Annotated in this window: 30 protein-coding genes; 15 read left to right on the plus strand and 15 right to left on the minus strand. The window is 66.3% G+C overall.

Annotation, left to right across the window (positions count from 1 at the left end):
• Window positions 1–61: 61 nt before the first annotated feature.
• The 5 genes from G5A46_RS02475 to G5A46_RS02495 form a co-directional block, all read right to left on the minus strand.
• Window positions 62–1,018 (minus strand): 2-hydroxyacid dehydrogenase, encoded by a 957-nt coding sequence (locus G5A46_RS02475; RefSeq protein WP_163847001.1) that lies wholly within the window; start codon window positions 1,016–1,018, stop codon window positions 62–64.
• Complete coding sequence (locus G5A46_RS02480; protein ID WP_163847003.1) at window positions 1,015–1,353, minus strand: tRNA-binding protein; 339 nt, start codon at window positions 1,351–1,353, stop codon at window positions 1,015–1,017. Before G5A46_RS02480 ends, G5A46_RS02475 begins: the two co-directional genes overlap by 4 nt.
• Entirely contained in the window at window positions 1,346–2,161 is an 816-nt protein-coding gene (gene proC, locus G5A46_RS02485) for a pyrroline-5-carboxylate reductase (protein ID WP_163847005.1), read from the minus strand. The genes G5A46_RS02480 and proC overlap by 8 nt, the downstream gene beginning before the upstream one ends.
• A gap of 42 nt (window positions 2,162–2,203) precedes the next feature.
• Window positions 2,204–2,704 (minus strand): type III secretion system chaperone family protein, encoded by a 501-nt coding sequence (locus G5A46_RS02490; protein WP_163847007.1) that lies wholly within the window; start codon window positions 2,702–2,704, stop codon window positions 2,204–2,206.
• Between the two features lie 649 nt (window positions 2,705–3,353).
• Window positions 3,354–3,599: an accessory factor UbiK family protein gene (locus G5A46_RS02495; protein WP_163847009.1), complete on the minus strand. Its 246-nt coding sequence runs from the start codon at window positions 3,597–3,599 to the stop codon at window positions 3,354–3,356.
• Between the two features lie 140 nt (window positions 3,600–3,739).
• On the opposite strand from G5A46_RS02495, the gene lgt reads away from it, so the two are divergent.
• The 5 genes from lgt (at window position 3,740) to G5A46_RS02520 (ending at window position 7,774) form a co-directional block, all read left to right on the plus strand.
• Window positions 3,740–4,636 (plus strand): prolipoprotein diacylglyceryl transferase, encoded by an 897-nt coding sequence (gene lgt / locus G5A46_RS02500; RefSeq protein ID WP_163847011.1) that lies wholly within the window; start codon window positions 3,740–3,742, stop codon window positions 4,634–4,636.
• Entirely contained in the window at window positions 4,633–5,709 is a 1,077-nt protein-coding gene (locus G5A46_RS02505; RefSeq protein WP_163847013.1) for a class I SAM-dependent methyltransferase, read from the plus strand. The genes lgt and G5A46_RS02505 overlap by 4 nt, the downstream gene beginning before the upstream one ends.
• Entirely contained in the window at window positions 5,706–6,461 is a 756-nt protein-coding gene (pgeF, locus tag G5A46_RS02510) for a peptidoglycan editing factor PgeF (protein WP_163847014.1), read from the plus strand. Before G5A46_RS02505 ends, pgeF begins: the two co-directional genes overlap by 4 nt.
• Before the next feature lie 124 nt (window positions 6,462–6,585).
• Entirely contained in the window at window positions 6,586–6,735 is a 150-nt protein-coding gene (locus tag G5A46_RS02515) for a hypothetical protein (protein ID WP_163847016.1), read from the plus strand.
• 274 nt (window positions 6,736–7,009) lie between these two features.
• Entirely contained in the window at window positions 7,010–7,774 is a 765-nt protein-coding gene (locus G5A46_RS02520; RefSeq protein WP_163847018.1) for a Hint domain-containing protein, read from the plus strand.
• Between the two features lie 47 nt (window positions 7,775–7,821).
• Here G5A46_RS02520 and G5A46_RS02525 read toward each other — a convergent pair whose 3' ends face one another.
• Entirely contained in the window at window positions 7,822–8,322 is a 501-nt protein-coding gene (locus G5A46_RS02525) for an Lrp/AsnC family transcriptional regulator (RefSeq protein ID WP_163847020.1), read from the minus strand.
• 219 nt (window positions 8,323–8,541) lie between these two features.
• On the opposite strand from G5A46_RS02525, the gene trxB reads away from it, so the two are divergent.
• On the plus strand, window positions 8,542–9,570 hold the full coding sequence (gene trxB, locus G5A46_RS02530) for a thioredoxin-disulfide reductase (RefSeq protein WP_163847022.1): 1,029 nt from the start codon (window positions 8,542–8,544) through the stop codon (window positions 9,568–9,570).
• Window positions 9,571–9,750: 180 nt separating this feature from the next.
• Here trxB and G5A46_RS02535 read toward each other — a convergent pair whose 3' ends face one another.
• Genes G5A46_RS02535 through G5A46_RS02545 form a run of 3 tightly spaced genes read right to left on the minus strand, consistent with a single transcriptional unit; the run spans window position 9,751 to window position 11,270 of the window.
• A complete protein-coding gene (locus tag G5A46_RS02535; RefSeq protein ID WP_163847024.1) occupies window positions 9,751–10,626 on the minus strand; it encodes a hypothetical protein in 876 nt (291 codons plus the stop codon).
• A gap of 2 nt (window positions 10,627–10,628) precedes the next feature.
• Entirely contained in the window at window positions 10,629–10,853 is a 225-nt protein-coding gene (locus G5A46_RS02540) for a DUF1150 family protein (protein ID WP_163847026.1), read from the minus strand.
• A 3-nt stretch (window positions 10,854–10,856) separates the two neighbouring features.
• The gene (locus G5A46_RS02545) at window positions 10,857–11,270 is read right to left on the minus strand and encodes an Hsp20 family protein (RefSeq protein WP_163847028.1); all 414 of its coding nucleotides are present in this window, start codon (window positions 11,268–11,270) and stop codon (window positions 10,857–10,859) included.
• A 196-nt stretch (window positions 11,271–11,466) separates the two neighbouring features.
• Here G5A46_RS02545 and G5A46_RS02550 point away from each other — a divergent pair, with 196 nt between their 5' ends.
• The 3 genes from G5A46_RS02550 to G5A46_RS02560 all read left to right on the plus strand — a co-directional run bounded on the left by G5A46_RS02550 (window position 11,467) and on the right by G5A46_RS02560 (window position 13,315).
• Window positions 11,467–11,691 carry a YdcH family protein gene (locus G5A46_RS02550; protein WP_163847030.1) on the plus strand — a complete coding sequence of 75 codons (225 nt, stop codon included), beginning with the start codon at window positions 11,467–11,469 and terminating at the stop codon, window positions 11,689–11,691.
• A gap of 78 nt (window positions 11,692–11,769) precedes the next feature.
• Window positions 11,770–12,258: a 5-(carboxyamino)imidazole ribonucleotide mutase gene (gene purE, locus G5A46_RS02555; protein ID WP_163847032.1), complete on the plus strand. Its 489-nt coding sequence runs from the start codon at window positions 11,770–11,772 to the stop codon at window positions 12,256–12,258.
• A complete protein-coding gene (locus G5A46_RS02560) occupies window positions 12,251–13,315 on the plus strand; it encodes a 5-(carboxyamino)imidazole ribonucleotide synthase (RefSeq protein WP_163847034.1) in 1,065 nt (354 codons plus the stop codon). The genes purE and G5A46_RS02560 overlap by 8 nt, the downstream gene beginning before the upstream one ends.
• Here the strand turns inward: G5A46_RS02560 and G5A46_RS02565 are convergent.
• The 4 genes from G5A46_RS02565 to groES form a co-directional block, all read right to left on the minus strand.
• On the minus strand, window positions 13,296–14,474 hold the full coding sequence (locus tag G5A46_RS02565; protein ID WP_163847036.1) for an alpha-D-ribose 1-methylphosphonate 5-triphosphate diphosphatase: 1,179 nt from the start codon (window positions 14,472–14,474) through the stop codon (window positions 13,296–13,298). The two genes, G5A46_RS02560 and G5A46_RS02565, sit on opposite strands and share 20 nt — an antisense overlap.
• Before the next feature lie 37 nt (window positions 14,475–14,511).
• Entirely contained in the window at window positions 14,512–15,009 is a 498-nt protein-coding gene (locus G5A46_RS02570) for a GNAT family N-acetyltransferase (RefSeq protein WP_163847038.1), read from the minus strand.
• 217 nt (window positions 15,010–15,226) lie between these two features.
• Window positions 15,227–16,873 (minus strand): chaperonin GroEL, encoded by a 1,647-nt coding sequence (gene groL / locus G5A46_RS02575; protein ID WP_163847040.1) that lies wholly within the window; start codon window positions 16,871–16,873, stop codon window positions 15,227–15,229.
• Window positions 16,874–16,921: 48 nt separating this feature from the next.
• A complete protein-coding gene (groES, locus tag G5A46_RS02580) occupies window positions 16,922–17,212 on the minus strand; it encodes a co-chaperone GroES (RefSeq protein ID WP_163847042.1) in 291 nt (96 codons plus the stop codon).
• A gap of 269 nt (window positions 17,213–17,481) precedes the next feature.
• Here groES and G5A46_RS02585 point away from each other — a divergent pair, with 269 nt between their 5' ends.
• On the plus strand, window positions 17,482–17,859 hold the full coding sequence (locus G5A46_RS02585) for a nuclear transport factor 2 family protein (RefSeq protein ID WP_163847044.1): 378 nt from the start codon (window positions 17,482–17,484) through the stop codon (window positions 17,857–17,859).
• 25 nt (window positions 17,860–17,884) lie between these two features.
• Here the strand turns inward: G5A46_RS02585 and G5A46_RS02590 are convergent, their stop codons facing one another.
• Window positions 17,885–18,634: a DUF2161 domain-containing phosphodiesterase gene (locus G5A46_RS02590; protein WP_163847046.1), complete on the minus strand. Its 750-nt coding sequence runs from the start codon at window positions 18,632–18,634 to the stop codon at window positions 17,885–17,887.
• A gap of 241 nt (window positions 18,635–18,875) precedes the next feature.
• On the opposite strand from G5A46_RS02590, the gene G5A46_RS02595 reads away from it, so the two are divergent.
• From G5A46_RS02595 to G5A46_RS02615, 5 genes are all read left to right on the plus strand, one after another.
• Entirely contained in the window at window positions 18,876–19,796 is a 921-nt protein-coding gene (locus G5A46_RS02595; protein ID WP_163847050.1) for a manganese-dependent inorganic pyrophosphatase, read from the plus strand.
• A 154-nt stretch (window positions 19,797–19,950) separates the two neighbouring features.
• Window positions 19,951–20,322, plus strand: a complete 372-nt coding sequence (locus G5A46_RS02600; RefSeq protein WP_163847052.1) for a VOC family protein — start codon at window positions 19,951–19,953, stop codon at window positions 20,320–20,322.
• A gap of 91 nt (window positions 20,323–20,413) precedes the next feature.
• Window positions 20,414–21,307, plus strand: coding sequence for a TIGR01459 family HAD-type hydrolase (locus tag G5A46_RS02605; RefSeq protein WP_163847054.1), 894 nt, complete (start codon window positions 20,414–20,416; stop codon window positions 21,305–21,307).
• Window positions 21,308–21,419: 112 nt separating this feature from the next.
• Complete coding sequence (locus G5A46_RS02610) at window positions 21,420–21,863, plus strand: MaoC family dehydratase (protein ID WP_163847055.1); 444 nt, start codon at window positions 21,420–21,422, stop codon at window positions 21,861–21,863.
• A gap of 80 nt (window positions 21,864–21,943) precedes the next feature.
• Window positions 21,944–22,780, plus strand: a complete 837-nt coding sequence (locus G5A46_RS02615; RefSeq protein ID WP_163847057.1) for a DUF817 domain-containing protein — start codon at window positions 21,944–21,946, stop codon at window positions 22,778–22,780.
• Here the strand turns inward: G5A46_RS02615 and G5A46_RS02620 are convergent.
• Window positions 22,777–23,151, minus strand: coding sequence for a hypothetical protein (locus G5A46_RS02620; RefSeq protein ID WP_163847059.1), 375 nt, complete (start codon window positions 23,149–23,151; stop codon window positions 22,777–22,779). The two genes, G5A46_RS02615 and G5A46_RS02620, sit on opposite strands and share 4 nt — an antisense overlap.
• Window positions 23,152–23,199: the final 48 nt, after the last annotated feature.

A 23,199-nucleotide genomic window follows, 5' to 3' on the forward strand; every position in this document is an offset into this window, starting at 1 on the left:
AAAAACCTGACGGCCGGACCGGATCCCCGTGCGCCGCCTGACCCTGTCCCACCCGCGCGGGTCAGTTCACCAGGTTCGGCGGCGTCTCTCCGGCGAAATAGGCGCGCAGGTTCTCTACCGCCAGCGCGCCCATCGCTTCGCGCACATCCAGCGAGGCGGTGCCCAGATGCGGCAACAGGGTCGCATTCTCCAGCGCGCGCAAAGCCTCGGGCACCTCAGGCTCGTTCGCGTAGACATCAAGGCCGGCACCGCCGATCTGCCCTGCCTCCAGCGCGGCGATCAGGGCCGTCTCCTCCACGATGTCACCACGTGCGATGTTGACCAGGATGGCATGCGGCTGCATCGCCCCGATCACGGCGGCATCCACCAGGTGCCGGGTCTCTGCCCCGCCCGGCAGGGCCACGACCAGGATGTCCGCCCATTCGGCCAATGCGCGCGGCGTATCCTGTCGGGCGATGGGGAAATCGGCGGATTTCTCCGACCGGTTCCAATAGCCGACCTCCATGCCAAAGCCGTGGTGACAGCGCCGGGCGACGGCCTCTCCGATACGGCCAAAGCCCAGAATACCGACGCGCCGCCCGGTTACGTGAAGGCCCAGCATCTGCGTCGGATGCCAGCCGCCCCACCTGCCCGAACGGGTCAGCCGCTCGCCCTCGCCCGCGCGGCGGCAGGCCATCAGGATCAGGGTCATGGCGATATCGGCGGTGGCGTCGGTCACGGCGCCGGGCGTGTTGGTCACCGCAACGCCCCGGCCACGCGCGGCCTCTACGTCGATATGATTGTAGCCGACGCCGAAATTGGCCACCATCCGGCAACGCGGGCGGCCGAAATCATGCAGGATATCCTTGGTGATGCAGTCGCCCAGCGTCACCATCATCCCGTCATAGAGGGCAAAGCCCGCGCGCAATTCCGCGGCCGTCATCGGCAGGATGCTGTCCCGTACCTCGATATCGAACAGCGCCTGCGCGGCCTTGATCGTGGCGTCGGGCATCGGGCGGGAGAGGAGAACACGTTTCACTGCATCCGCTCCCCCGGTTGCACCTCCTGATCGGGGGCCAACAGGACTATGCCGCCATCAGGGTCGGCGACGCCCAGCACCAGGAACTCGGACATGAACGGCCCGATCTGGCGCGGCGGGAAGTTGACCACGCCCATGACCATGCGGCCCGCCAGGCTGTCGGGGGTGTAATGCGCGGTCAACTGAGCGGAGGTTTTCTTTTCTCCGATCTCAGGCCCAAAATCGACCCAGAGCTTGATCGCCGGCTTGCGGGCCTCGGGAAAGGGTTCGGCGCGCAGCACGCGGCCGGCGCGAATATCGACCTTCAGGAAATCGTCGAACATGATTTCAGCCATTTGCCAGTTCCTTCGATCTGCGGGTCGCGGCGTCGACGGTGCGGGCCATCAGCGGCGGCAATCCCCCCTCCGCCTGCATCAGAACCTCCAGCCCGGCCTGGGTGGTGCCATTGGGGCTGGTGACGTTGCGGCGCAGCTCTGCCGGGTCTGTCCCGCTTTGCACCGCGAGGGCACCAGCCCCGGCGACGGTCGCGCGGGCCAGTTGCAGGGCCAGATCCGCGCCCAACCCCTGCGCCTGCCCGGCTGCGGTCAGCGCCTCGATCATGTGGAACACATAGGCCGGGCCCGAGCCGGAGACCCCGGTGACGGCGTCCATCTGGCCTTCGTTCTCCAGCCGCACAACCTGGCCGACGGCGGACAGCAGATCTTCGGCCAGGGTCAGCCCGGCCTCCCCCACGCGGTCATTGCCGATGATCGCGGTGATCCCCTGGCTGATGGCGGCGGGCGTGTTGGGCATGGCGCGAATGATCGGAGCCTGCGGGCCGAACGCCTCCTGAAACGCGGCGATCGGCGTGCCCGCCGCGATGGAGACGAACAGCGTCGCCCCCCCGCCCAGTGCCGCCAGCTGCGGCAGCGCATCGCCCATCATCTGCGGTTTCACCGCGACCACGGCCACCGCCGGATCGGCGGGCAGCTGGCCGTTGATGGTGACCCCCGTGCCGCGCAGCCAGTCCGACGGCGCGGGGTCGATCACCCAGACATCGGCCGGGTCCAGCCCGGTGTTCAGCCAGCCTTGCAGCATGGCGCCGCCCATCTTGCCGCAGCCCAGAAGTACCAGCCCACGCCCGGAAATGCGTTCATTCGCCATGCGGATGCCCCCGTCACCTGTGATCCGTGTCGGGGGCGAGTGTTACGCGCGACCGTAGGCCTCTGCAATGGCCGCCTCCACGGCCTCCTGCGGAGTCTTGCCACCCCAGGCATTCAGCTGGAAGGCCGGGTAATAGCGTTCGGAGGCCCGCACCGCGGCGGTGATCAACGTGTCCACCTGTTCGGTGGAAACACATTGCCCGCCCGCCATCACCAACCCGTAGCGGAAGACCATCAGCTTCTGCTCTGCCCAGTAGGTGAAGGCGCCGGACCAGCATTGATCGTTCACGAGATTGAGCAATTCGTACAGCCCCGGAAGTGCCTCTTCCGGCGGCTCCATCTCGAAGGTGCAGACCATGCGCAGAGTCTCGTCATGGCCGGACCAGGCCAGCGTGACGGAATAGGTCCGCCATTGGCCTTCGACCGCCATGGCGATCTGGTCGTCACCGATGCGGTCAAAATCCCATTCGTGGTGCTCCGCCAGGGTTTCCACGATGTCGATCGGGTGCAGTTCTTCGCTCAGGAAGTGTTCAGACAACGCCATGCGCCACCTCTTGTTTGACTAGCGCAAGGGGCTTGGCCGCACCCAAGCGCTAGGTGCCTGCTCTAGAAACGGGGCGATATCCCGCGTCCCTTACCAGATATGGTGAGGGGCAGCAGCAAACCTGTAAAGCCATAAGTTGGGGATAAACCCAATAAGTTGTGGATTTCACCGCACCCACCACACAAAGCTGCGGCAATCGGCAGATCCGGGATCCGCAATGACGATTCCGTGACGGTGGCGCGGCCCCCTGGCAGGGCATCTCGCGGGAGTCAGATCAGGATCAGGAAGAGCGCCCCGTAGAAAAGGACGCCAAAGACGAGGCCGGGCAAAATCCACCAACCGGCGGTCAATTCTCCCGTGCCGCAGTTCCGGGGAAATTCGGAACCGGCACAGCTGCGCGGCAGGTCGATCCCCTCGCGCCGGGCAGCCTGCCGCGCCGAGGACCAACTGGTCCGATGTGCAGAAACTGGACGCCGCCGCATTGTCATACTCCCGTGTCCTCCGGGGGTAATTACGCTGCAAAGGTCAACCTTGGGTCAAGTAACATACATCATTCGACGCCAATGTGCATCGAATTGAGGGGATTTTTCAGTCCACACCCGAAATAATGACGCCCCAGCGCGTCATTGCGGCCTGGAACGGGCGGCGGTTACTTCGCCGCCTGCTCCAGCGCGTCCAGCCGCGCCTTCAGCGATTCGTTCTCCTCGCGGGCTTTCTGGGCCATCAGGCGAACGGCGTCGAACTCTTCCCGCGTGACCAGATCCCGGCTGGCCAGCAGCCGGTCGAACATGGAGCCGAACGCCGTTTCCGCCTCGTCCCGCGCGCCCTGCGCCACGCCCATGGCGTTGGTCATCAGCTGCGACATGTCGTCAAGGAATTTGGACCGCGTCTGCATCGCTGGCCTCCGCAATGTTACATTCCCCTCCTATATGGGCCGGGACGCCCACCGCCTCAACCCCGCGCGGATCGGCCGGGCGCGGCGGAAGCGACGCCGCCCGCTTGACATCCCGCGCGCCGCTCACGACAGATACGCCGATGCTCGCCACGATCCCCTTCCCCGATATCTCGCCCGAGATCTTCACCCTGCGCCTGTTCGGGATGGAGTTCGCCCTGCGCTGGTACGCGATGGCCTATCTCGTCGGCATCGTGCTGGGCTGGCAGCTGGCCCGCACCGCGTTGCGCCGGGTCACGCTGTGGCCGGGAAATACGCCGCCGATGCGCCAGGCGCAGCTGGACGATCTGCTGACCTGGCTGATCCTGGGCATCATACTGGGCGGGCGCCTGGGCTATACCCTGTTTTACCAGCCGGCCTATTACCTGTCCCACCCCCTGGAGATTCTGCGCATCTGGGAAGGCGGCATGGCCTTTCACGGCGGCGCCTTGGGTGTATTGGTGGCGCTGTTGATCTTTGCCCGGCTGCACCGCATTCCGACCCTGTCGGCGGCGGATGTGCTGGCCTTGGGCACCCCGCCCGGCCTGCTGCTGGGCCGGATCGCCAATTTCATCAACGCCGAACTCTGGGGCCGGCCGACCGATGCGCCCTGGGGCGTGGTGTTTCCGGGCCAGGGCGCGCTTTGCCCCGACGGGACGGCTTGCGCCCGCCACCCCTCGCAAGTGTACGAAGCCGGACTGGAAGGGTTGATCCTGGGGGCGCTGCTGATCGCGCTGGCCTTCGGCACCGGGGCGTTGAAACGGCCCGGCCTGCTGACCGGAGTGTTTGTCGCGGGCTATGGCGCGGCGCGGTTCGTGGTGGAATTCTTCCGCCTGGCGGATGCGCAATTCATCACCCCCGGCAATCCGCATGGCCATGTGCTGCGCCTGACGGACACGATCGGCGTGACCATGGGGCAGATGTTGTCCCTTCCGATGGTGATCGTCGGACTGGCGCTGATCCTTTGGGCGGCGCGGCGGCGTGGGCCGCACTCGGCATGACGGCGCTGCGCGATCAACTGGTGGCGCGGATCGTCCGCTCCGGTCCGATCACGCTGGCCGACTACATGGCCGACTGCCTGCTGCATCCCCAGCACGGCTACTATACCACCGGCGACCCTCTGGGCGCTGGTGGCGATTTCACCACCGCCCCCGAAATATCCCAGATGTTCGGCGAGTTGCTGGGCCTGTCGCTGGCGCAATGCTGGCTGGACCAGGGTGCCCCGGCACCTTTTTGCCTGGCCGAACTGGGCCCCGGCCGGGGGACGTTGATGGCCGACATGTTGCGCGCGACGCGGGCGGTGCCCGGGTTTCACGACGCGATGCGGCTGGTGCTGGTGGAGGCCTCCCCACCCCTGCGCGCGGCCCAGGCCCGTGCGCTGGACGGATATGCTCCCCATTGGGTCGAAGGCGTGACCGACCTGCCCGACCTGCCGCTGTTCCTGATCGCGAACGAGTTTCTGGACGCGCTGCCCGTGCGCCAGTTCCAGCGCGCGGACGACCATTGGCGCGAACGGATGGTCGGACAGCAGGACGGCACCCTGACCCTGGGGCTGAGCGGTCCGACCCGGCCCGCCGCGCTGGACCACCGGCTGGAGGACACCCGCCCCGGTGACATCGTGGAGCTGGCTCCCGCCGCCTCTGCCATCGCCGCGGAGTTGGGGCAGCGCCTCGCCACGCGGGGCGGCACGGCCCTGTTCGTGGATTACGGCGACTGGCGGTCGCTGGGGGATACCTTGCAGGCGCTGCGCCATCATGCGCCCGCCGACCCGCTGGCCGAACCCGGACAAGCCGACCTGACCGCCCATGTGGATTTCGAACAGGTCGCCCGCGCCGCCACCCCCGCCGCCCACAGCCTGCTGACGCCACAGGGCGTCCTGCTGGAGCGGCTGGGCATCACCACCCGCGCCCGAACCCTTGCCGCATCGCTGGACGGCAGAGCGTTGGAGGATCATGTGGCCGCACATCGACGCTTGACCCACCCGCAGGAAATGGGAACGCTCTTCAAGGCGCTTGCCCTTTATTCCCCCGATCACCGCCCCCCGCCCGGGCTCGAACCTGCTGCTGTATCATGACCCTGGAAATCCTCACCTCCGACGCGCTGTCCCCGTTTCGCCACGGCTTCTTTACCCGGCGGGGCGGGGCGTCTTCGGGCGTGTTCGCGGGGCTGAACTGCGGCGCGGGCTCATCGGACCAATCGGAAATCGTGGCGATCAACCGCGCCCGCGTCGCCGCGGCGCTGGATGTCGCTCCCGACCACCTCGCCGGGGTGCACCAGGTGCATTCCGCCACCGCCGTCACCGTCGACGCCCCGGTGACCGACCGGCCCCGTGCCGACGCGCTGGTGACGGATCGGCCTGGACTGGCCCTTGGCATCCTGACCGCCGATTGCCAGCCGGTCCTGTTCGCCGACGCCACCGCCGGGGTGATCGGCGCCGCCCATGCGGGCTGGCGCGGCGCGCTGGACGGCGTGCTGGAGGCCACGCTGGACGCGATGGAGCATCTGGGCGCCCACCGCGCGGACATCGCCGCCATCATCGGCCCGTCAATTTCGCAATCCGCCTACGAGGTCGGGCCTGAATTCCTTGACGATTTCCTGGCCGAGGACACTGACAACACCCGGTTCTTCGCCACTGGCCGCGACGGCCGCTACCAGTTCGATCTGCCTGGCTATGGCCTGCACCGGCTGCGCCGCGCGGGGGTGGGCCATGCCGAATGGACCCGGCATTGCACCTATTCCGATCCGGCGCGGTTCTTCTCCTACCGCCGGACCACCCACGCGGGAGAGGCGGATTACGGCCGTCTGATCTCCGCCATTCGCATCTAATTTCGCAACAATTCGCGGAAAAGTCGCATTTTGTCTCAGGATCGCCCGATTACCCGGCGAAACAGACCCGGTAACAGGCACAGAGCCCCGGCAAGCCACGGGGCCAGACCGAAAAGGGCACATCATGTCGAGCAAACAGAAAAAATGGGTCTCCTCCCTTCTTGTCACCGCGCAACAGCTGGAGGCACAGCCCCTGCCGCATCTGCGCGCGGCCGGCACCCCGGCCTCCGCCCGGCTGCAACAGCTGCGGTCCCGGCGCCGGGCGGTCGCCTGAACGGCACCGGGGCCGGGGTTCCAATCCGGAACCAATCCCGGTGATTCGGGAGATTTGGGCAGAAATGTGGCAGTATTTTCCGTCACTTCGTGAACAATGATCGAAGCCGCGTCAGGATTGATGCGGCTTCGCTTCATTCTGATACGAATTTTCCGTATTTCTTTGACGCAGCCCGCAACTCCGATCATATTCCGCCCATTCGCAAAGCAGATGTCCTTCTGCGGTTGTCGGTGGGGGCCGGCCCGGTGGGACACCCAGATTAGGGTGAACCGACGTGACAATTCCCTCTATCGCCCTGCGCAAGGGCGGCCGACTGAACACGACCCAACGCCTGACCTCGCCGCTTCCGATCGCGACGCGCAGCTATTTCGTCTCCTACATGGCGAAATCCGGCGTAACCGAGCGGGCGCAGGTGACCGGCCCGGTGCATTCCGCGTTTGAAAACGCCTGCGGCGGTTTCGCCCGTGGCACGCTGATCGCCACGCCGAACGGCCCGGTCGCCATCGAAGACCTGCGCCCCGGCATGCAGGTCAACACGGTCGAGCACGGGCCGATGATGGTCAGTTGGCTGGGGTCCATGACCATGCTGCCCAACGCGCGGGCCGCCGATCCTGTGCAATCGCGGATGACGCGGATCACCAGCGAACGGTTCGGCCCCGCCCGCCCCTTTCCCGATCTGGTCGCCGGTCCCGGCGCGCGGATCCTGAACCGGCCCGAGGCGCTGCGCGGCGCCGGCGGCCAGGGGGCGATCTTCTCTCCGGCGCGCGATTTCGTGGACGGGGACAGCGTGATTTCCGTGAAACCGCAAAGCCCGATCGAGGTTTATCATCTGATGACCGAACGCCACGCCACCGTCATCGCCGGCGGGCTGGAGGTAGAGACGTTCCACCCCGGCTACGGGCTGACCGAATTGATGGGGCCGAACCTGTTGAAAGCCTTCATGCGGCTGTTCCCGCACCTTGAGACGCCGGCGGATTTCGGGGTGCTGTCGCATCCGCGCATGACCCGCAAGGCTGTGCGGACCCTTTACGAGGACTGACCCCGCGCCGGGCCGGCAGACCGGGCAGGCGGGGCGGACGGCACATTTCAGGCCGTCTTGCTCAGCCGGTCTTCCAGCACGTCGAAGGGCACGCCGGGATCATCCTTGGCGCCGCGGATCACCAGGGACGTCTTGACGCTGGCGACATTATCGGCCGCGGTCAGTTCCCCGGTGAGAAAGCTCTGAAAGGTCGAGAGATCGGGCGCCACGCATTTCAGGATGAAATCGACCTCCCCGTTCAGCATGTGGCATTCGCGGACCAACGGCCAGTCGCGGCACCGCGCCTCGAATGCGGACAGGTCGCTTTCCGCCTGGCTTTGCAATCCGACCATGGCAAAGACCTGCACTTCGAACCCCAATTCGCGAGCGTCGACCTGGGCGTGATACCCTTTGATATACCCGGCCTCCTCCAGCGTGCGCACGCGGCGCAGGCAGGGGGGGGCGGAAATTCCGACCCGGCGGGCCAGTTCGACATTGGTCATGCGCCCGTCCGCCTGCAATTCGGCCAGTATTTTTCGGTCAATGGGATCAAGACGGGTTCCCGGCATGTCAGCCCTCCAGAATTTCGTTTCTTATAGCAGCGCCCGACGGGCACGCAATAATGTTTCGCCAGCCCGCAATTTATTGTCGTGCCGATCGGCGGAAATGCCCGTTTCTTCGCCCCACCGCGATTTTGCGGCCGCCGCACCCCGCTGGCCCCGCCGCCTTGCAGCACCCTGCGCGGAGGCCTAGATAGGACGAACGCGACAGAGACCTCGGGGGCCGGAATGGACACGCAGCGCAAGACCAGACTTCTCATCATTGGCTCCGGCCCCGCAGGATACACCGCCGGGGTCTACGGCGCCCGCGCCATGCTGGATCCGATCCTGGTTCAGGGTATCGAACCCGGCGGCCAACTGACCACCACCACGGAGGTGGAAAACTGGCCCGGCGACACCGAGGTGCAGGGCCCTGACCTGATGGTGCGGATGGAAGCCCATGCCAAGGCGATGGGCTGCGAGATCGTGGGCGATATCATCACCGATCTGGATCTGTCCAGCCGTCCGTTCATCGCGCGCGGCGACAGCGGCACCACCTACGAGGCCGACGCCGTGATCCTGGCCACCGGCGCCCGCGCCAAGTGGCTGGGCCTGGACAGCGAGGAGGCGTTCAAGGGCTTTGGTGTGTCCGCCTGCGCGACCTGCGACGGGTTCTTCTACCGGGGTCAGGAAATCGTGGTGATCGGCGGCGGCAACACCGCCGTGGAAGAGGCGCTGTTCCTGACCAACTTCGCCTCCAAGGTGACGTTGATCCATCGCCGGAACGAGCTGCGCGCCGAGAAGATCCTGCAAGACCGCCTGCTGAAGCACCCCAAAGTCGAAACCCTGTGGCACCATACGCTTGAAGAAGTGGTGGGCGAGGACAACCCCAAGGGCGTCAGTGCCGTGCGGGTGAAACATGTCGACACCGGCGAGATTTCCGAGATCCCGGCCAAGGGTGTATTCATCGCCATCGGCCATGCCCCGGCGAACGAGCTGGTCAAGGACACGCTGGAGCTGCACCACGGCGGATATGTCAAGGTCACGCCCGGCAGCACGGAAACCTCGATCCCCGGCGTGTTCGCTGCGGGCGACCTGACCGATCACAAGTACCGTCAGGCCGTGACCTCGGCCGGGATGGGCTGCATGGCGGCGCTGGATGCCGAACGGTTCCTGGCGGAACAGGGAGAGCAGACCGGCAAGGACGAGACGCTGCCCCTGGGCTATGGCGCACCCGAGGGCGAAGGCGTCGCGGCGGACGAACCGCAAGACGCCTGACCCACGCGGCCCGGTGACGGGGGGCCATGGGCCGCGCAAGAGGCGGCGCAGAGCAGGGTCACGCGTATAGCTGAAAGGGGTGCGGATCGGACCGCAGGGGCCTGTTGCGCGCCCGGACTTCGGGACTGGGGGACGGGACCAGTCTGTGGGGCATGGCGGGCTGGACCGCCGCCCCCGCCCCTACGCCCCGTCGGCCAGCGCCAGAAGCGCGTCGGGATCGCGGCGCGCCGCCTCGAACAGGCGGGCGAAATCCTGCGGATCGGCGTCAAACACCGCCTCGAACGCCGCCATTGCATCCTGCCCCTGTCCGATCAGACGCCAGACCTCCATCGGGTCGCCACCGTGGCGCGCGACCAGAACCCGAAGGGCCAGCGCGGCGACGTCGTAATCCTCCGCCGTCAGGGCGCCCCCGGACATTTCCGTCAGGCTGCTGCCCAGATGTTCCAGCTGCCGCGCCGCCTGGGACAGGCTGCGGCGCGCGGTGCGCGGCGACCGCGTATCGAAACGTTGCTCGAGATCCTCCGCCACGCCCTCGATGAACCAGATTGGAAGATCACGCGCCACCCCGGCGCGGGCGCCGGCATGGGCCTGCTGTACCGCATGGGTCAATTCATGCACCGCCATGGGCGCCAGCCGGTCCTCGACCCGCAGGGCAACCCGGGGCAGGCCCATTTCATGCCCCGGCCAGCACAGCAATATCCACCCCGGCCCGGCCCGGCCCGAAATGCGCGCCACACCGCCGGTACAGGCGTCCGTCGCCAGACGGGTGGCATCCGTCCTGGCCAGGCGCTCCTCTGCCAGACGGGCGGTCAGCCAGTCGGGATCGTGGCTGCCCAACACCCGCAGGCCCGCGTAATCGGGGTCATCCCCGCCGCCTATCTCTGATTTCAGAAACAATTGCGCTTTCTGTAGCGCGCGGCGCAGCATCAGCGCCTCTTCCGCCGGAAGATCGGGGCCGGTGGCTACCTCCACCGGCTGCGCCAGAACGGGCAACGCAGCGCCCCAGGCGGCCAGAAGGGCGGCGGCGGCCCCGCAGAGGTGCCGCGCCGCCCGCATTCTCAGTGAACCGTCACAGGCGCCAGATCATTCTGTCGCGCCAGAACAAATGCCAGATCGCGGTCTTTCACCAGCGCCAGCCGTTCCCCTTCGGCATTGTGCACAGCATAGAGCTGCGTCGCACCGGGAACCTGTTCGCGCAATTCCTCGGGCAGGTCGGCGACATCGACCGCCCGGATATAGACGGTCCCTTCGGCAACGGCGTCCCAATCTTGAATAGTGTCCATGTCCTACCCTTTCCTGATAGCGATAGTCTGTACAACGCGTTCGGGCTGCGCCCGGTTCAGATCGACGTGCAACAGACCGTTTTCCATGATCGCATCTCCGACCTCGACCCCTTCGGCCAAGACAAAGCTGCGTTGGAACTGCCGGCCCGCGATGCCGCGATGCAGATAGATCCGGTCCTCGGCCTCATCCGCCTGACGACCGCGAATGACCAGCTGCCGGTCCTCCAACGTGATCGCCAGATCCTTTTCGGCGAACCCGGCCACGGCCAGCGTGATCCGGTAGGACATCTCCGAGGTCTGTTCGATATTGAACGGGGGATAGCCCTCGTTCCCGGCCTTGGCGCTGCGCTCCAGCAGCCGCTCCAGCTGTTCGAACCCCAGCAGGTAGGGGTGCGACCCCAAGGATAATTTCGTCATCTCACCGTCCTTGCATCAAAGCGACGTCTTGCACCGGGCCCCCGATATGCGGCGGACCCTTGCCAATAATATGGTGAGCAGGCGAGAGCCGCGCAAGGGCTTTGCCCACGAGCGTGATGGGGCTATCCTTCGGGCTCTCTTGGGCCATTCAGCGAATCAGCCATGCCAGCGCACCAGCCATCACAACTTCCCCGCCATGAATGATCAATCCGACCTGTCGATGAAGACCGACGACGTGCTGCGCTATGAGTTGGAGGTCTTCCGCCACGAGCATCGCGACCTGGACGAGGCGATCCGCGCGCTGCAACTGACCGGCCGGGCCGATCCGCTGACCTTGCAGCGGCTGAAGAAGAAGAAATTGCAGCTGAAGGACCGGATCGCCCAGATCGAGGACCGGCTGTTGCCCGACATCATCGCCTGAGCGCCATGTCCGCGCGGCAATTGCACGTCCGGCCCATTCCCGTATAAGCCCGAGGTCTCAACCCTGCGGGAGCATACGATGACCCAACCCAAGGTAGGCATCATCATGGGCAGCCAGTCGGACTGGCCCACGATGAAAGAGGCGGCAACCCTTCTGGACGAACTGCGCGTCGGTTACGAGACGCGGATCGTGTCGGCCCACCGGACCCCGGACCGGCTGTGGTCATACGGCAAATCGGCGGTGGAGCGCGGGCTTCAGGTGATCATCGCGGGCGCGGGGGGCGCGGCGCATCTGCCCGGCATGATGGCGTCCAAGACGCGGGTGCCGGTGATCGGCGTGCCGGTGCAGACGCGGGCGCTGTCAGGGGTCGATTCGCTCTATTCCATCGTGCAGATGCCCAAGGGATTCCCCGTCGCCACCATGGCGATCGGCGCGGCGGGCGCGGCCAATGCCGGGCTGATGGCGGCGCAGATCCTGGCGATCCACGACGCCGGGCTGGCCGAACGGGTCGACGCCTGGCGAGAGGCACTGTCCAATTCCATCCCGGAGGCGCCCCGCGATGAATGACATTCGTACCATCGGCATCCTCGGCGGCGGGCAATTGGGCCGGATGCTGGCCGTGGCCGCCAGCCGCTTGGGCCTGAAAACCTGTGTGTTCGAACCGGGCGCCGATTGTCCGGCCAGCCATGTCGCCGATCGCCATATCCAGGCCGATTACGATGATACCGCTGCGCTGGAACGTTTCGCCGCGGCTGTCGATGTCGTCACCTACGAGTTCGAGAACATCCCGACCGCCGCGCTGGATCGGCTGGAGACCCTGTGCCCGATCCGTCCCGGCCGGGAGGCTCTGCGCATCAGCCAGGACCGCCTGACGGAAAAGGATTTCCTGTCCGGCCTGGGCATTGCCACGGCGCCTTATGCCGACGTGCCCGACGCCGCCGCGCTGAAGACGGCACTGGCGCGGATCGGCGCGCCCGCAATCCTGAAGACCCGGCGCTTTGGCTATGACGGCAAGGGGCAGGCCCGGATCGCGGAGGCCGCCGCAGCGCCGGACGCCCTGGCCGGAATCGACGGCCAGCCCGCGATTCTTGAAGGGTTCGTCGATTTCACCTCGGAGATTTCGGTGATTGCCGCGCGGGGGCTGGATGGCGCGGTGGCCTGCTTCGACCCCGGCGCCAATGTGCACCAGGACGGCATCCTGCGCAGTACCACGATCCCCGCGCCGATCCCCGCCAGCCTGCGCACCGATGCGGTCCTGGTCGCCGCGCGGGTCCTGAACGCGCTGGATTATGTCGGCGTGCTGGGGGTGGAGTTTTTTGTTACCCCCGCCGGGCTGGTGGTGAACGAGATCGCGCCACGGGTGCATAATTCGGGACACTGGACGCAGAACGGCTGTGCCGTGGATCAGTTCGAACAACATGTCCGCGCCGTGGCCGGCTGGCCGCTGGGCGACGGGCAACGCCATTCCGACGTGGTGATGGAGAACCTGATCGGCGCCGACATGGACCGCGTGGCCGATCTGGCACGGGCCCCCGGCGTTGCGCTACATCTCTATGGCAAGGCCGAGGCCAAGCCGGGGCGCAAGATGGGGCATGTGAACCGGGTCAGCGCGCTGAAGGGCTGAGCGCGCCCGGCCGTCCCCAACCCGCCAGCAGCGCCTGCGCCACGCGGGGGCCCAGCCAGGCCGGGCGCCCGGCGGCAAAGGTCGCCAGCGGACGCCCGTTCGCCGGGTCCACCACGATGAAGTCCGCGCGCAACCCGGCGGCCAGCCGCCCCCGATCGGCCAGGCCCAGCATCCCGGCCGGGCCTTCGGACACCAGTGCCCAGGCGGCGGGCAGACCCATCGTGGCCGCCAGTTTCCACGCAGCCTGTCGCGGCGCCGGATAGTGGTAATCCGACGCCAGCGCCCGGCACAGCCCTCTCGCGATCAGCCCTTCGGCCGACACTTTGCCTGCATGGGATCCGCCACGCACCACGTTGGGCCCGCCGAGTACGATCGCCTCGCCAGCCTTTTCTGCGCTTTCCGCAGCATCAGTCGTTTCGGGAAACTCGGAAATTCCGACCCCGCGCGCGCGCCAGACCTCCCGGTCCCGAGCCGTGGCATCGTCGTGACTTCCAAGCAATACCCCCCGCCCGGAAAGCGCGGCGATCAGCCCATCCAACGCCGCCGGCACCTCGGATTTCCGCGCGTGCAGGGATTTCAGAAATGCCAGATGCGCCTCCGGAGAGCGGCCGGATTTCAAAGCCTGCCCGGTCAGGCGGGGCGGGCGCTTGCCCTTGTCCAGCGCGGCATGGGGGATGTGATCGTTGAACACGACATAGCCCACGTCATATTGCGCGGCCAAGGCGTCAAAGGCGGCGAAATCGTCCAGCAGATGCGTCTCCAGGCGCAGCTGCACACGCATGTCCACCGGCTGATCAGCCACCTGCGCGGCATGGGCGGCCAGCATCCGGGCGGCGAAGGCGGGGCCGCGCATCCCCCCCTCCCAGCTGTAGAATTGCGCCAGCATGGCGGTGGTGATGCCATTGGCCGCCAGCTCCGCCCCGACCATGGCCAGCGCATCGCCCAGATCCGGCAAGGCGCCCCGGCGCGGTGCCAGGTGACGCTCGAACCCGTCACCATGGGGATCGACGATGCCCGGCAGGATCAGCGTACCGGGCAGGTCGATCCGCACGCCTGCCGGCGCCTCGGTCAGCAGCCCACCAGCCACCGACAGCGCCTTGTCGGTGATCGCGCCGTGCCACAGGACATCTGCCCCGGTGATATGAAAATCCCGCGTCATGATCCGGGATCTACCCTGCGAGGGCGCCGCTGGAAAGTCAGCTGTCGAAGGCCGCGGCGTAGCTCAGCCGTTCCGCCGCAAAGGCGGTTCCCGGCGCGATCGGATAAAGCAGCGTATGCGCCGGGTCATAGGGCGTGCCCAGGTTTTCCGCCGCCGCATAGGTAAAGCCGAAACGCCGGTAGAACCGCCCGTCGCCCAGCACCGTGATCGCCCGCGCGCCCTTGCGCCGCGCCGCGTCCAGACCATATCGGACCAGCTCGGCACCGATGCCACGCCCCTGCTGTGCGGGCAGGACGGCAACCGGGGCCAGGCACATCCAGTCGCGCGGGCTGCGGTGCAGGGAAAAACCGATGTAGCCTGCGACCTGGCCATCGATAATGGCCACGCGCTCGACCGTCAGGTCACGGTCGCGCCGCAGGGCCGTGACCAGCCGGGCCTCGGCCGGGCCGCCGAAAGCCTCTGTCAGGATCGTCTGCACGCGCGACTCGTCCTCGGGCCGCGCCTTGCGAATATCCACCTGTGCCCGTCGCGCCATGGCTCTTTTCCCTCCCCGTCATCGGTCCGACCGATTGTAATCACCCGGCCGCCAATTGCAGCGCCACGAGGGGCGCGCTGGCCGGTTTTCCGCGCAACCCTGCGCCATCTGCATGAAATCTGGGCGACACACCTTCATTCGCCCGCCCGAAATCTGCCCCGCGCAGCAAAAAGGGGACCCGAAGGCCCCCTTTTCTCAATCCGGATGGATCGGCAGATTACATCATGCCGCCCATGCCGCCCATGTCGGGCATGCCGCCACCTGCGGCCCCGCCGCCGTCCTTGGACGGCTTGTCGGCGACCATGGCTTCGGTGGTGATCAGCAGACCGGCGATGGACGCCGCATCCTCAAGCGCGGTACGCACGACCTTCGCGGGGTCGATCACGCCGAACTTGAACATGTCGCCATATTCGTCGGTCTGGGCGTTGTAGCCGAACTTCAGATCTTCGCTTTCGCGGATCTTGCCAGCCACAACAGAGCCGTCGACGCCCGCGTTCTCGGCGATCTGGCGCAGCGGCGCTTCGAGGGCCTTGCGCACGATGGTGATCCCGGCGTTCTGGTCGGCATTGGCGCCTTCCAGACCGTCCAGCGCCTTGGCGCCCTGGACCAGAGCAACACCGCCGCCGACGACGATGCCTTCCTGCACGGCCGCGCGGGTGGCGTTCAGAGCGTCATCGACGCGGTCCTTGCGCTCTTTCACTTCGACTTCGGTCATGCCGCCAACGCGGATGACGGCAACGCCGCCTGCCAGCTTGGCCACACGTTCCTGAAGCTTCTCGCGATCGTAGTCGGAGGTCGTCTCTTCGATCTGGTTGCGGATCTGGGCCACGCGTGCCTCGATCTCGGCCTTCTCGCCTGCGCCATCGACGATGGTGGTCTCATCCTTGGAGATGGTGACCTTCTTGGCGGTGCCAAGCATGTCCATGGTGACGTTTTCCAGCTTCATCCCCAGATCTTCGGAGATGACCTGACCGCCGGTCAGGATCGCGATGTCCTGAAGCATGGACTTGCGGCGATCGCCGAAGCCCGGTGCCTTGACCGCCGCGATTTTCAGGCCGCCGCGCAGCTTGTTCACCACCAGGGTGGCCAGCGCTTCGCCTTCGACGTCTTCGGCGATGATCAGCAGCGGTTTCTGCGACTGGATCACGGATTCCAGCAGCGGCACCATCGGTTGCAGCGAGGAGAGTTTCTTCTCGTGCAGCAGGATCATGCAATCTTCGAGCTCTGCCAGCATCTTGTCGGCATTGGTCACGAAGTAGGGGGACAGGTAGCCGCGATCGAACTGCATACCTTCGACGACGTCGGTTTCGGTTTCGAGACCCTTGTTCTCTTCAACCGTGATGACGCCTTCGTTGCCGACTTTCTGCATCGCGTCGGCGATCTGACGGCCGATTTCGGCCTCGCCATTGGCAGAGATGGTGCCGACCTGGGCAACTTCATCGGAATTGTCGACGGGGCGGGCAGCGGCACGGATATGTGCCACGACCTTGGAGGTCGCCAGGTCGATGCCGCGCTTCAGGTCCATCGGGTTCATGCCGGCGGCCACGGATTTGGAGCCTTCGCGCACGATGGCCTGGGCCAGAACCGTTGCGGTGGTGGTGCCGTCACCGGCTTCGTCATTGGTGCGGGAAGCAACTTCCTTCACCATCTGGGCGCCCATGTTCTCGAACTTGTCTTCCAGTTCGATCTCTTTGGCGACAGAAACACCGTCCTTGGTGATGCGCGGCGCGCCAAAGGATTTGTCCAGAACAACGTTCCGGCCCTTGGGGCCCAGCGTGACCTTGACCGCGTCGGCCAGGATGTTCACGCCTTTCAGCATCTTGTTGCGGGCGTCGGTATCGAACTTCACGTCCTTTGCAGGCATGTCAGTTTCTCCGTTTGATATCGTTGATAGGGTCGATCAGCAGCCGGTTCAGGCGCCGATGATGCCCATGATGTCGGATTCTTTCATGATCAGGAGTTCCTGACCGTCCAGCGTGACCTCGGTCCCGGACCATTTGCCGAAGAGAATGCGGTCGCCGACCTTGACGTCCAGGGCGATGCGATCACCGTCCTCGTCACGTGCGCCTGCACCCACGGCGACGATCTCGCCTTCTGCGGGCTTTTCCTTGGCGCTGTCGGGAATGATCAGCCCGCCGGAGGTTTTCTCTTCGCTCTCAACGCGTTTCACGAGAACGCGGTCATGCAGCGGTGTAAATGCCATCTCTGAGGCTCCTTGGCTCAAAGTTTCTCCCTCGATGCCCGCCGGAGCGAGCATTTAGCACTCGACCTTGCTGAGTGCTAACGACGTGTAGGTAAGGAGGTGGCGGCAACCTGTCAAGAAACCCCGAGCGGTATTTTTCACCCTTCCGTGACAGCACAGGGGAACCAGGGCGCGGGTTCATGCGCTACCTCTGCAAGTCGGGGCGCCGGGATGCAACCCCTCGGGGCCGGAACGCTGCCCCGCCACCGGTCGACCAGAGGAAATCCGCCATGACCCTGCAACCCAAGAACCCCACCCCGCCCGCCACCGAAGACCCAACCGCCTTGTGGAAGATCGAGGAAACCCTGTGGACCGGCGCCACGGATGCCATTCGGCGTCGATTGGCGCCCGGTTGCCTCGTGGCCTTTCCCGGCATGGGCATTCTGCAAGGAGAGGCGATCATGGAAAGCCTGATGCAGGCCCCAAGGTGGAGCGAAGTCGCGATGAGCGAACGCCGCCGCCACGATGCCGGCGACCTTGCGGTGCTGGCCTATTGCGCGCGGGCGCTGCGGGACGGGGACGCGCCCTGCATGGCGATCTGCACCTCCAGCTGGCGCGACATCGACGGCGCGTGGCGGTTGGTGCAGCATCAGCAGGCCCCGGCCTGACCGGCGCCAGGGCTGGCGGGGGCAATCAACTGGTCATGGGGGCCGGCGCGCCGGGGGCGCGCGCTTCGGCAGTCGCGGGGGCCTCCGGGGCCGACAGCCCTTCGGCCGCCCCGTCCGACAGCGCCGCCTGCCCCTTGGGGGTCAGGGCGTAGGTGCCCGTGGCCACCCGCTCGAACCAGCCGTAGTGATCGTCCCGCATGATCCGCGTGGCCCGCTCCACACCGGTGGCACCCGCCACCACGGCGCCGCGGCAGGGCCCCGCCCCGGACAGGTGCACGGCACAGCGCAAAGCGTCCTGGCGATAGGCCGTCACCAGGGTGACACGGGTCGATCCGCCGGTGTTCGGATCGCCCACCCGATGGTGAAATTCGCGCAGCAGCCGACCTGCCCGCGCCTTGACCTTGCGCGGGGCATAGGGGGCGGGATCGCAGGCGATCTCTGCACTGCCCGTGCCGTCCCCCGGCGCGGCCGGCCGCACCAGGATCAGCCCCAGCCCCAGCCGGCGACACAGCGACAGCGCCCGCGCCCGCGCCTTGCGGCCCTTGGGCGGAGGAACGGCCAGGTAGACCCAGTCAGTCACGGATTGGCGCGCGATACACTGGTGGATCAGCGGCAGGGTCAGTCCGGTCTTCATCTCCACGATCACCGGGTCGGGATCGTCGGGGCGCAGGGCCACCACGTCGGCGCCCGCGATCTCGGCCTTGACGTCGTAGCCCTGCGCCTGAAGCAGCGCCTTTACCGGCGGGTAGAGATCGGTTTCGCGAAACGTGGCCATGACCCGAACCCTAGCCCGGCGCGCCCGGAACAGGAAGGGGCCGAGGGCCGCCCCCCTTGGCGCCGGGCCCGAAGTGCGCGCCCTGCCACGGGAGGACACGGCTGCCCCCGCCCTTGCCGCCAGGCCGAAATCTCCCGATCGCACCGTAGCGCCCGGGCTGGTTTCGGGCGGGTGACAAGGCATTGCGCCGCTCCTATAAGGGCGCGCGAAACGACATCCGCCACCTGGAACGGAGAGATCCATGACCCTCAAGGTTTTCGGCCACACTTCCCCCGACACCGATAGCACCGGATCGCCGCTGATCTGGGCCTGGTATCTGAGCGAGATCCGCAACCAGCCCGCACAGGCCAAGCTGCTGGGCACCCCGAATACGGAGGCGAGCTTTGTCCTTAAGACATGGGGCTTTGACCAGCCGGAGATCATCGCCGATGTCACCGCCGACGACAGCTGCGTCGTGGTCGACACCAACAACCCCGCCGAATTGCCCGCTGGAATCAATCAGGCGAACGTGGTCCAGATCATCGACCACCACAAGCTGACCGGCGGGCTGGAAACCCGCGGTCCGATCGACATCACGATCAAGCCGCTGGCCTGCACCGCCACCATTATGCACAATCTGATGGGCCCCAACGCCGACAAGATGCCCGACCCGATCAAGGGGCTGATGCTGTCATGCATCCTGTCGGACACGCTGGAATTCCGCTCTCCGACCACGACGCAGCAGGACCGTGACCTTGCCGAACAGCTGGCCGGTGAACTGGGCATCGACCTCTCCGCCTATGCGGCCGAGATGTTCGCGGCGAAATCCGACGTCTCCGCCTTTTCCGATGGAGAGCTGATCCGCATGGACAGCAAGGAATACGCCGTCGACGGGACCAAGTTCCGCGTCTCCGTGCTGGAAACCACCGCGCCGCAGATCGTCCTGGACCGCAAGGACAGCCTGATGGCCTCCCTCGGCACAGTGGCCGCGGAGGACGGAGTGGACCAGGTGCTGCTGTTCGTGATCGACATCCTGAACGAAGAGGCGACCCTCTTCGTACCCAACGCCCTGGTCAAGGACGTGGCAGAGAAGAGCTTTGGCGCGCAGGTGGCGGGCGACCTGGTGGTCCTGCCCGGCGTCATGTCCCGGAAAAAGCAGATCATCCCCAGCCTCAAGGTCTGATCGCCGGTCCCGGCGCCGGCCTTCACCGCAGCCGGGGATATTCGTATCGGCCAAAGCTGAGGACGCGCCGCGCCGGGAGACCGCGCGGCGCTGTCGCATGGGTCCGGGATGTGGCAGGATGCCGACCGGGCAAGGACAGGGAGGGAGGGCGGCGATGATCTCTCACATTGATCACCTGGTGCTGACGGTCACCGATATCGAGGCGGCGCAGGCGTTCTACGCGCGGGTTCTTGGGATGACGCCGGTCACCTTTGCCGGAGGGACACGGCGGGCGCTGGCCTTCGGCTCGCAGAAGATCAACCTGCAAACCCTCGGGATGGAGCGGCGCAACCGCGCCGCCATCGGATCGGGAGATCTTTGCCTGATCGCCGACTGGCCACTGGATCAGGTGGCCGCGCATCTGGCCGACAGCGGGGTGGAGATCCTGGAAGGGCCGGTGGAGAAATCCGGCGCGACGGGGCCGATCCTGTCGCTCTACTTCACCGACCCGGACGGCAACCTGATCGAAGTGTCGCGCCCGGCCTGATCTGGCAGGACCACTCACCCGATCGCGGGAACGGGCTGGTCTGGGGCGCCGCGATGCGGCATACCCGAAGCAACGCGTTCAGGAGTGCCCCATGACCCGGATCATCCAGTCCCTTGCCGAGATTTCCGCCCCCTACGACGCGCTGTTCGTCGATCTGTGGGGCTGCGTCCATGACGGTGTGACAGCCCTGCCCCATGCCGTGGCGGCCCTTCAGGCCTATCGCAAGCGTGGCGGCACCGTCGTTCTGGTCACCAATTCGCCCCGCGCCCGCGCCCCCGTGGAGCACCAGCTGAAAGGGTTCGGCGTGCCGGAAGACGCCTGGGACACGATCACCACCTCCGGTGACAGCGCCCGCGCCGCAATGTTTCGCGGCGTCGTGGGCCAGAAACTCTTTTTCATCGGCAACGCCGCCGAAAAAAGCGGTTTCTTCGAACCTCTGCATATCCAGGAAGACCCGCTGGCGATCGAGCTGGTGCCCCTTGACGCGGCCGAAGGGATCGTCTGCCTGGGCCCGTTCGACCCGATGGCCGATCCTGCCACGCTGCGCCCGCAATTGCTGATGGCCAAGCAGCGGGGGCTGAAACTGCTTTGCGCCAACCCCGATATCGTGGTGGATCGCGGCGAACGGCGGGAATGGTGCGCCGGCGCGATTGCCGCGCTCTATACCGAGATGGGCGGGGAAAGCCTGTATTTCGGCAAACCGCATCCGCCGATCTACGACCTCGCACGGATGCGGCTGCGCGCGCTTGGCCGCGATGTGCCGGACGACCGGATCCTGGCCATCGGCGACGGCATCATCACCGACATCAAGGGCGCCTTCGGCGAGGAGCTGGACTGCCTGTTCATCACCGGCGGATTGGCCGCGCGGGAGACGCGCACCGATACCCGTGATCACGCGCGTGCCACGCCCGAGGAAGCCGCGCTGACCCGGTTCCTGGAGAAAGAGCAATACGACCCGACCTACACGATCGGCTTTCTGCGGTAAGCGCATTTCCTCTTGATTTTCTGCGCGTGCGAAGTAATTAAGTTGCAGCAATGCGATCGCATTGGTCACAATATTTCACACGGCGGCAATATACCAGGAGACGGAGGGGCAGATGTTGGACAATTTCCCACGCGGCACGATCTGCATCGAGGATATCGAAATGGGCATGACCCGCCACCTGCGAAAGGTGGTGACCGACGCCGATATCGAGATGTTCGCCCAGGTCTCCACCGACCGGAACCCCGTGCACCTGGACGATGCCTATGCGCAGGACACCATCTTCGAAGGGCGGATCGCGCACGGAATGCTGACGGCCGGCCTGATCTCCGCCGTTATCGGCGAGCAATTGCCGGGACATGGCACCGTCTACATGGGCCAGTCCCTGCGGTTCCTGGCCCCCGTGCGCCCCGGTGACATGGTGACGGCCGAGGTCGAGGTCATCGCCATCGACCACAAGAAACGGCGCGTGCAACTGGATTGCCGCTGCATGGTGGACGGCAAGAAGGTACTGGTGGGCGAGGCCACGGTGTTGGCACCCTCTGCCAAGTTCGACTGATCCCGCACCTGCGGGGCGAACATCGGCCCGGACAACCCATCCCCGCTGGACAGCGGCCGCTCGACAGCCGATAGGGCGGCATGACCGACCCGAACGCATCCCCTCCCGCTGATCCCGGCCCGCGCCGCTGGCCCGTGCTGCGCACCGCCCTTTGGGTGGTGGGCAAACAGCTTCACGCCGCGCTGTTCGGCGTACTGATTCTTGCCGCCATCCTGCTGACCCGCGCGATATGGCAGCCCGATTGGGCATTGGCCCGCTACGACGCGCTGGTCCTGATCGCCGTGTCCCTTCAGGCGCTGATGCTGGCCCTGAAACTGGAAACCTGGGACGAGGCCCGTGTGATCGTCCTGTTCCACCTGACGGGCACCGCGATGGAATGGTTCAAGGTCGGCGCCGGCAGCTGGGGCTATCCCGAACCGGGGGTGCTGAAACTCTTCGACGTGCCGCTGTTCACCGGGTTCATGTATGCTTCCGTCGGCTCCTATATTGCGCGGGTGATCCGCGGGTTCGACATGGTATTCGCGCCCTTCCCGTCCTATGCCGCCTGCGTCGCACTGGCGGTGGCCATCTACGGCAATTTCATCACCCACCATTACCTGCCCGACATCCGGCTGGTCCTGTTCGCTGCTACGATCTTCCTGTTCTGGCGCAGCCGCGCCTGGCTGCGGTTGGGCACGCGGTGGATCTGGGTGCCCTTTCCGCTGGCGGTGTTCCTCGCTTCCCTCGGGCTTTGGGTGGCAGAGAACATCGGCACGCTGACCGGCACCTGGGCCTATCCGGGGCAGAGCGGCTGGGAACCGGTGCGCTGGTCCCTCATCGGGTCATGGTACCTGCTGATCTTCGTCAGCTTCACCACGGTGACACTGGTATTTCGCGACGCGCTGCGCCGGGCGCCGTTCGATCCCAGCCAAGGTTAGATCCAGCCGCGCCACAGGGCGAACCCCATCACCAGTCCAAAGAACAGCAGCAGGTTGAATGCCAGGGAGGCCCCCGCGCCAATCCAGCGCCGCTTGCGCGCCTCCGCCGGATCGTGGGCGGCAATGGCTGCCTCCACCGTTCGGAACTGGCGGTCCACGCGGCCGGCGTCAATCTGCGGCGCCAGCTTCGGATGTCCGGCCTGAAGACGGGTCTGCACCAGCCCCTGCGCAGCCTCGTGGGCGGCGCGCGGCAGACGCCGCCCGGCGTGCCGCATCAGATCCTCCAGGTCGCCCTCCGACTGGCGAAATTTGCGCCGCAGCGCCACCTCCACCTTGGCAAGACGCCTCTCGAACAGATTATTGTCGAACATGGCCCCCACCCGATGCACCCCCGCCCGAGAGGTCCACCTGCCGATCCG

This window comes from Pseudooceanicola aestuarii, assembly GCF_010614805.1.
Taxonomy (GTDB): domain Bacteria; phylum Pseudomonadota; class Alphaproteobacteria; order Rhodobacterales; family Rhodobacteraceae; genus Pseudooceanicola; species Pseudooceanicola aestuarii.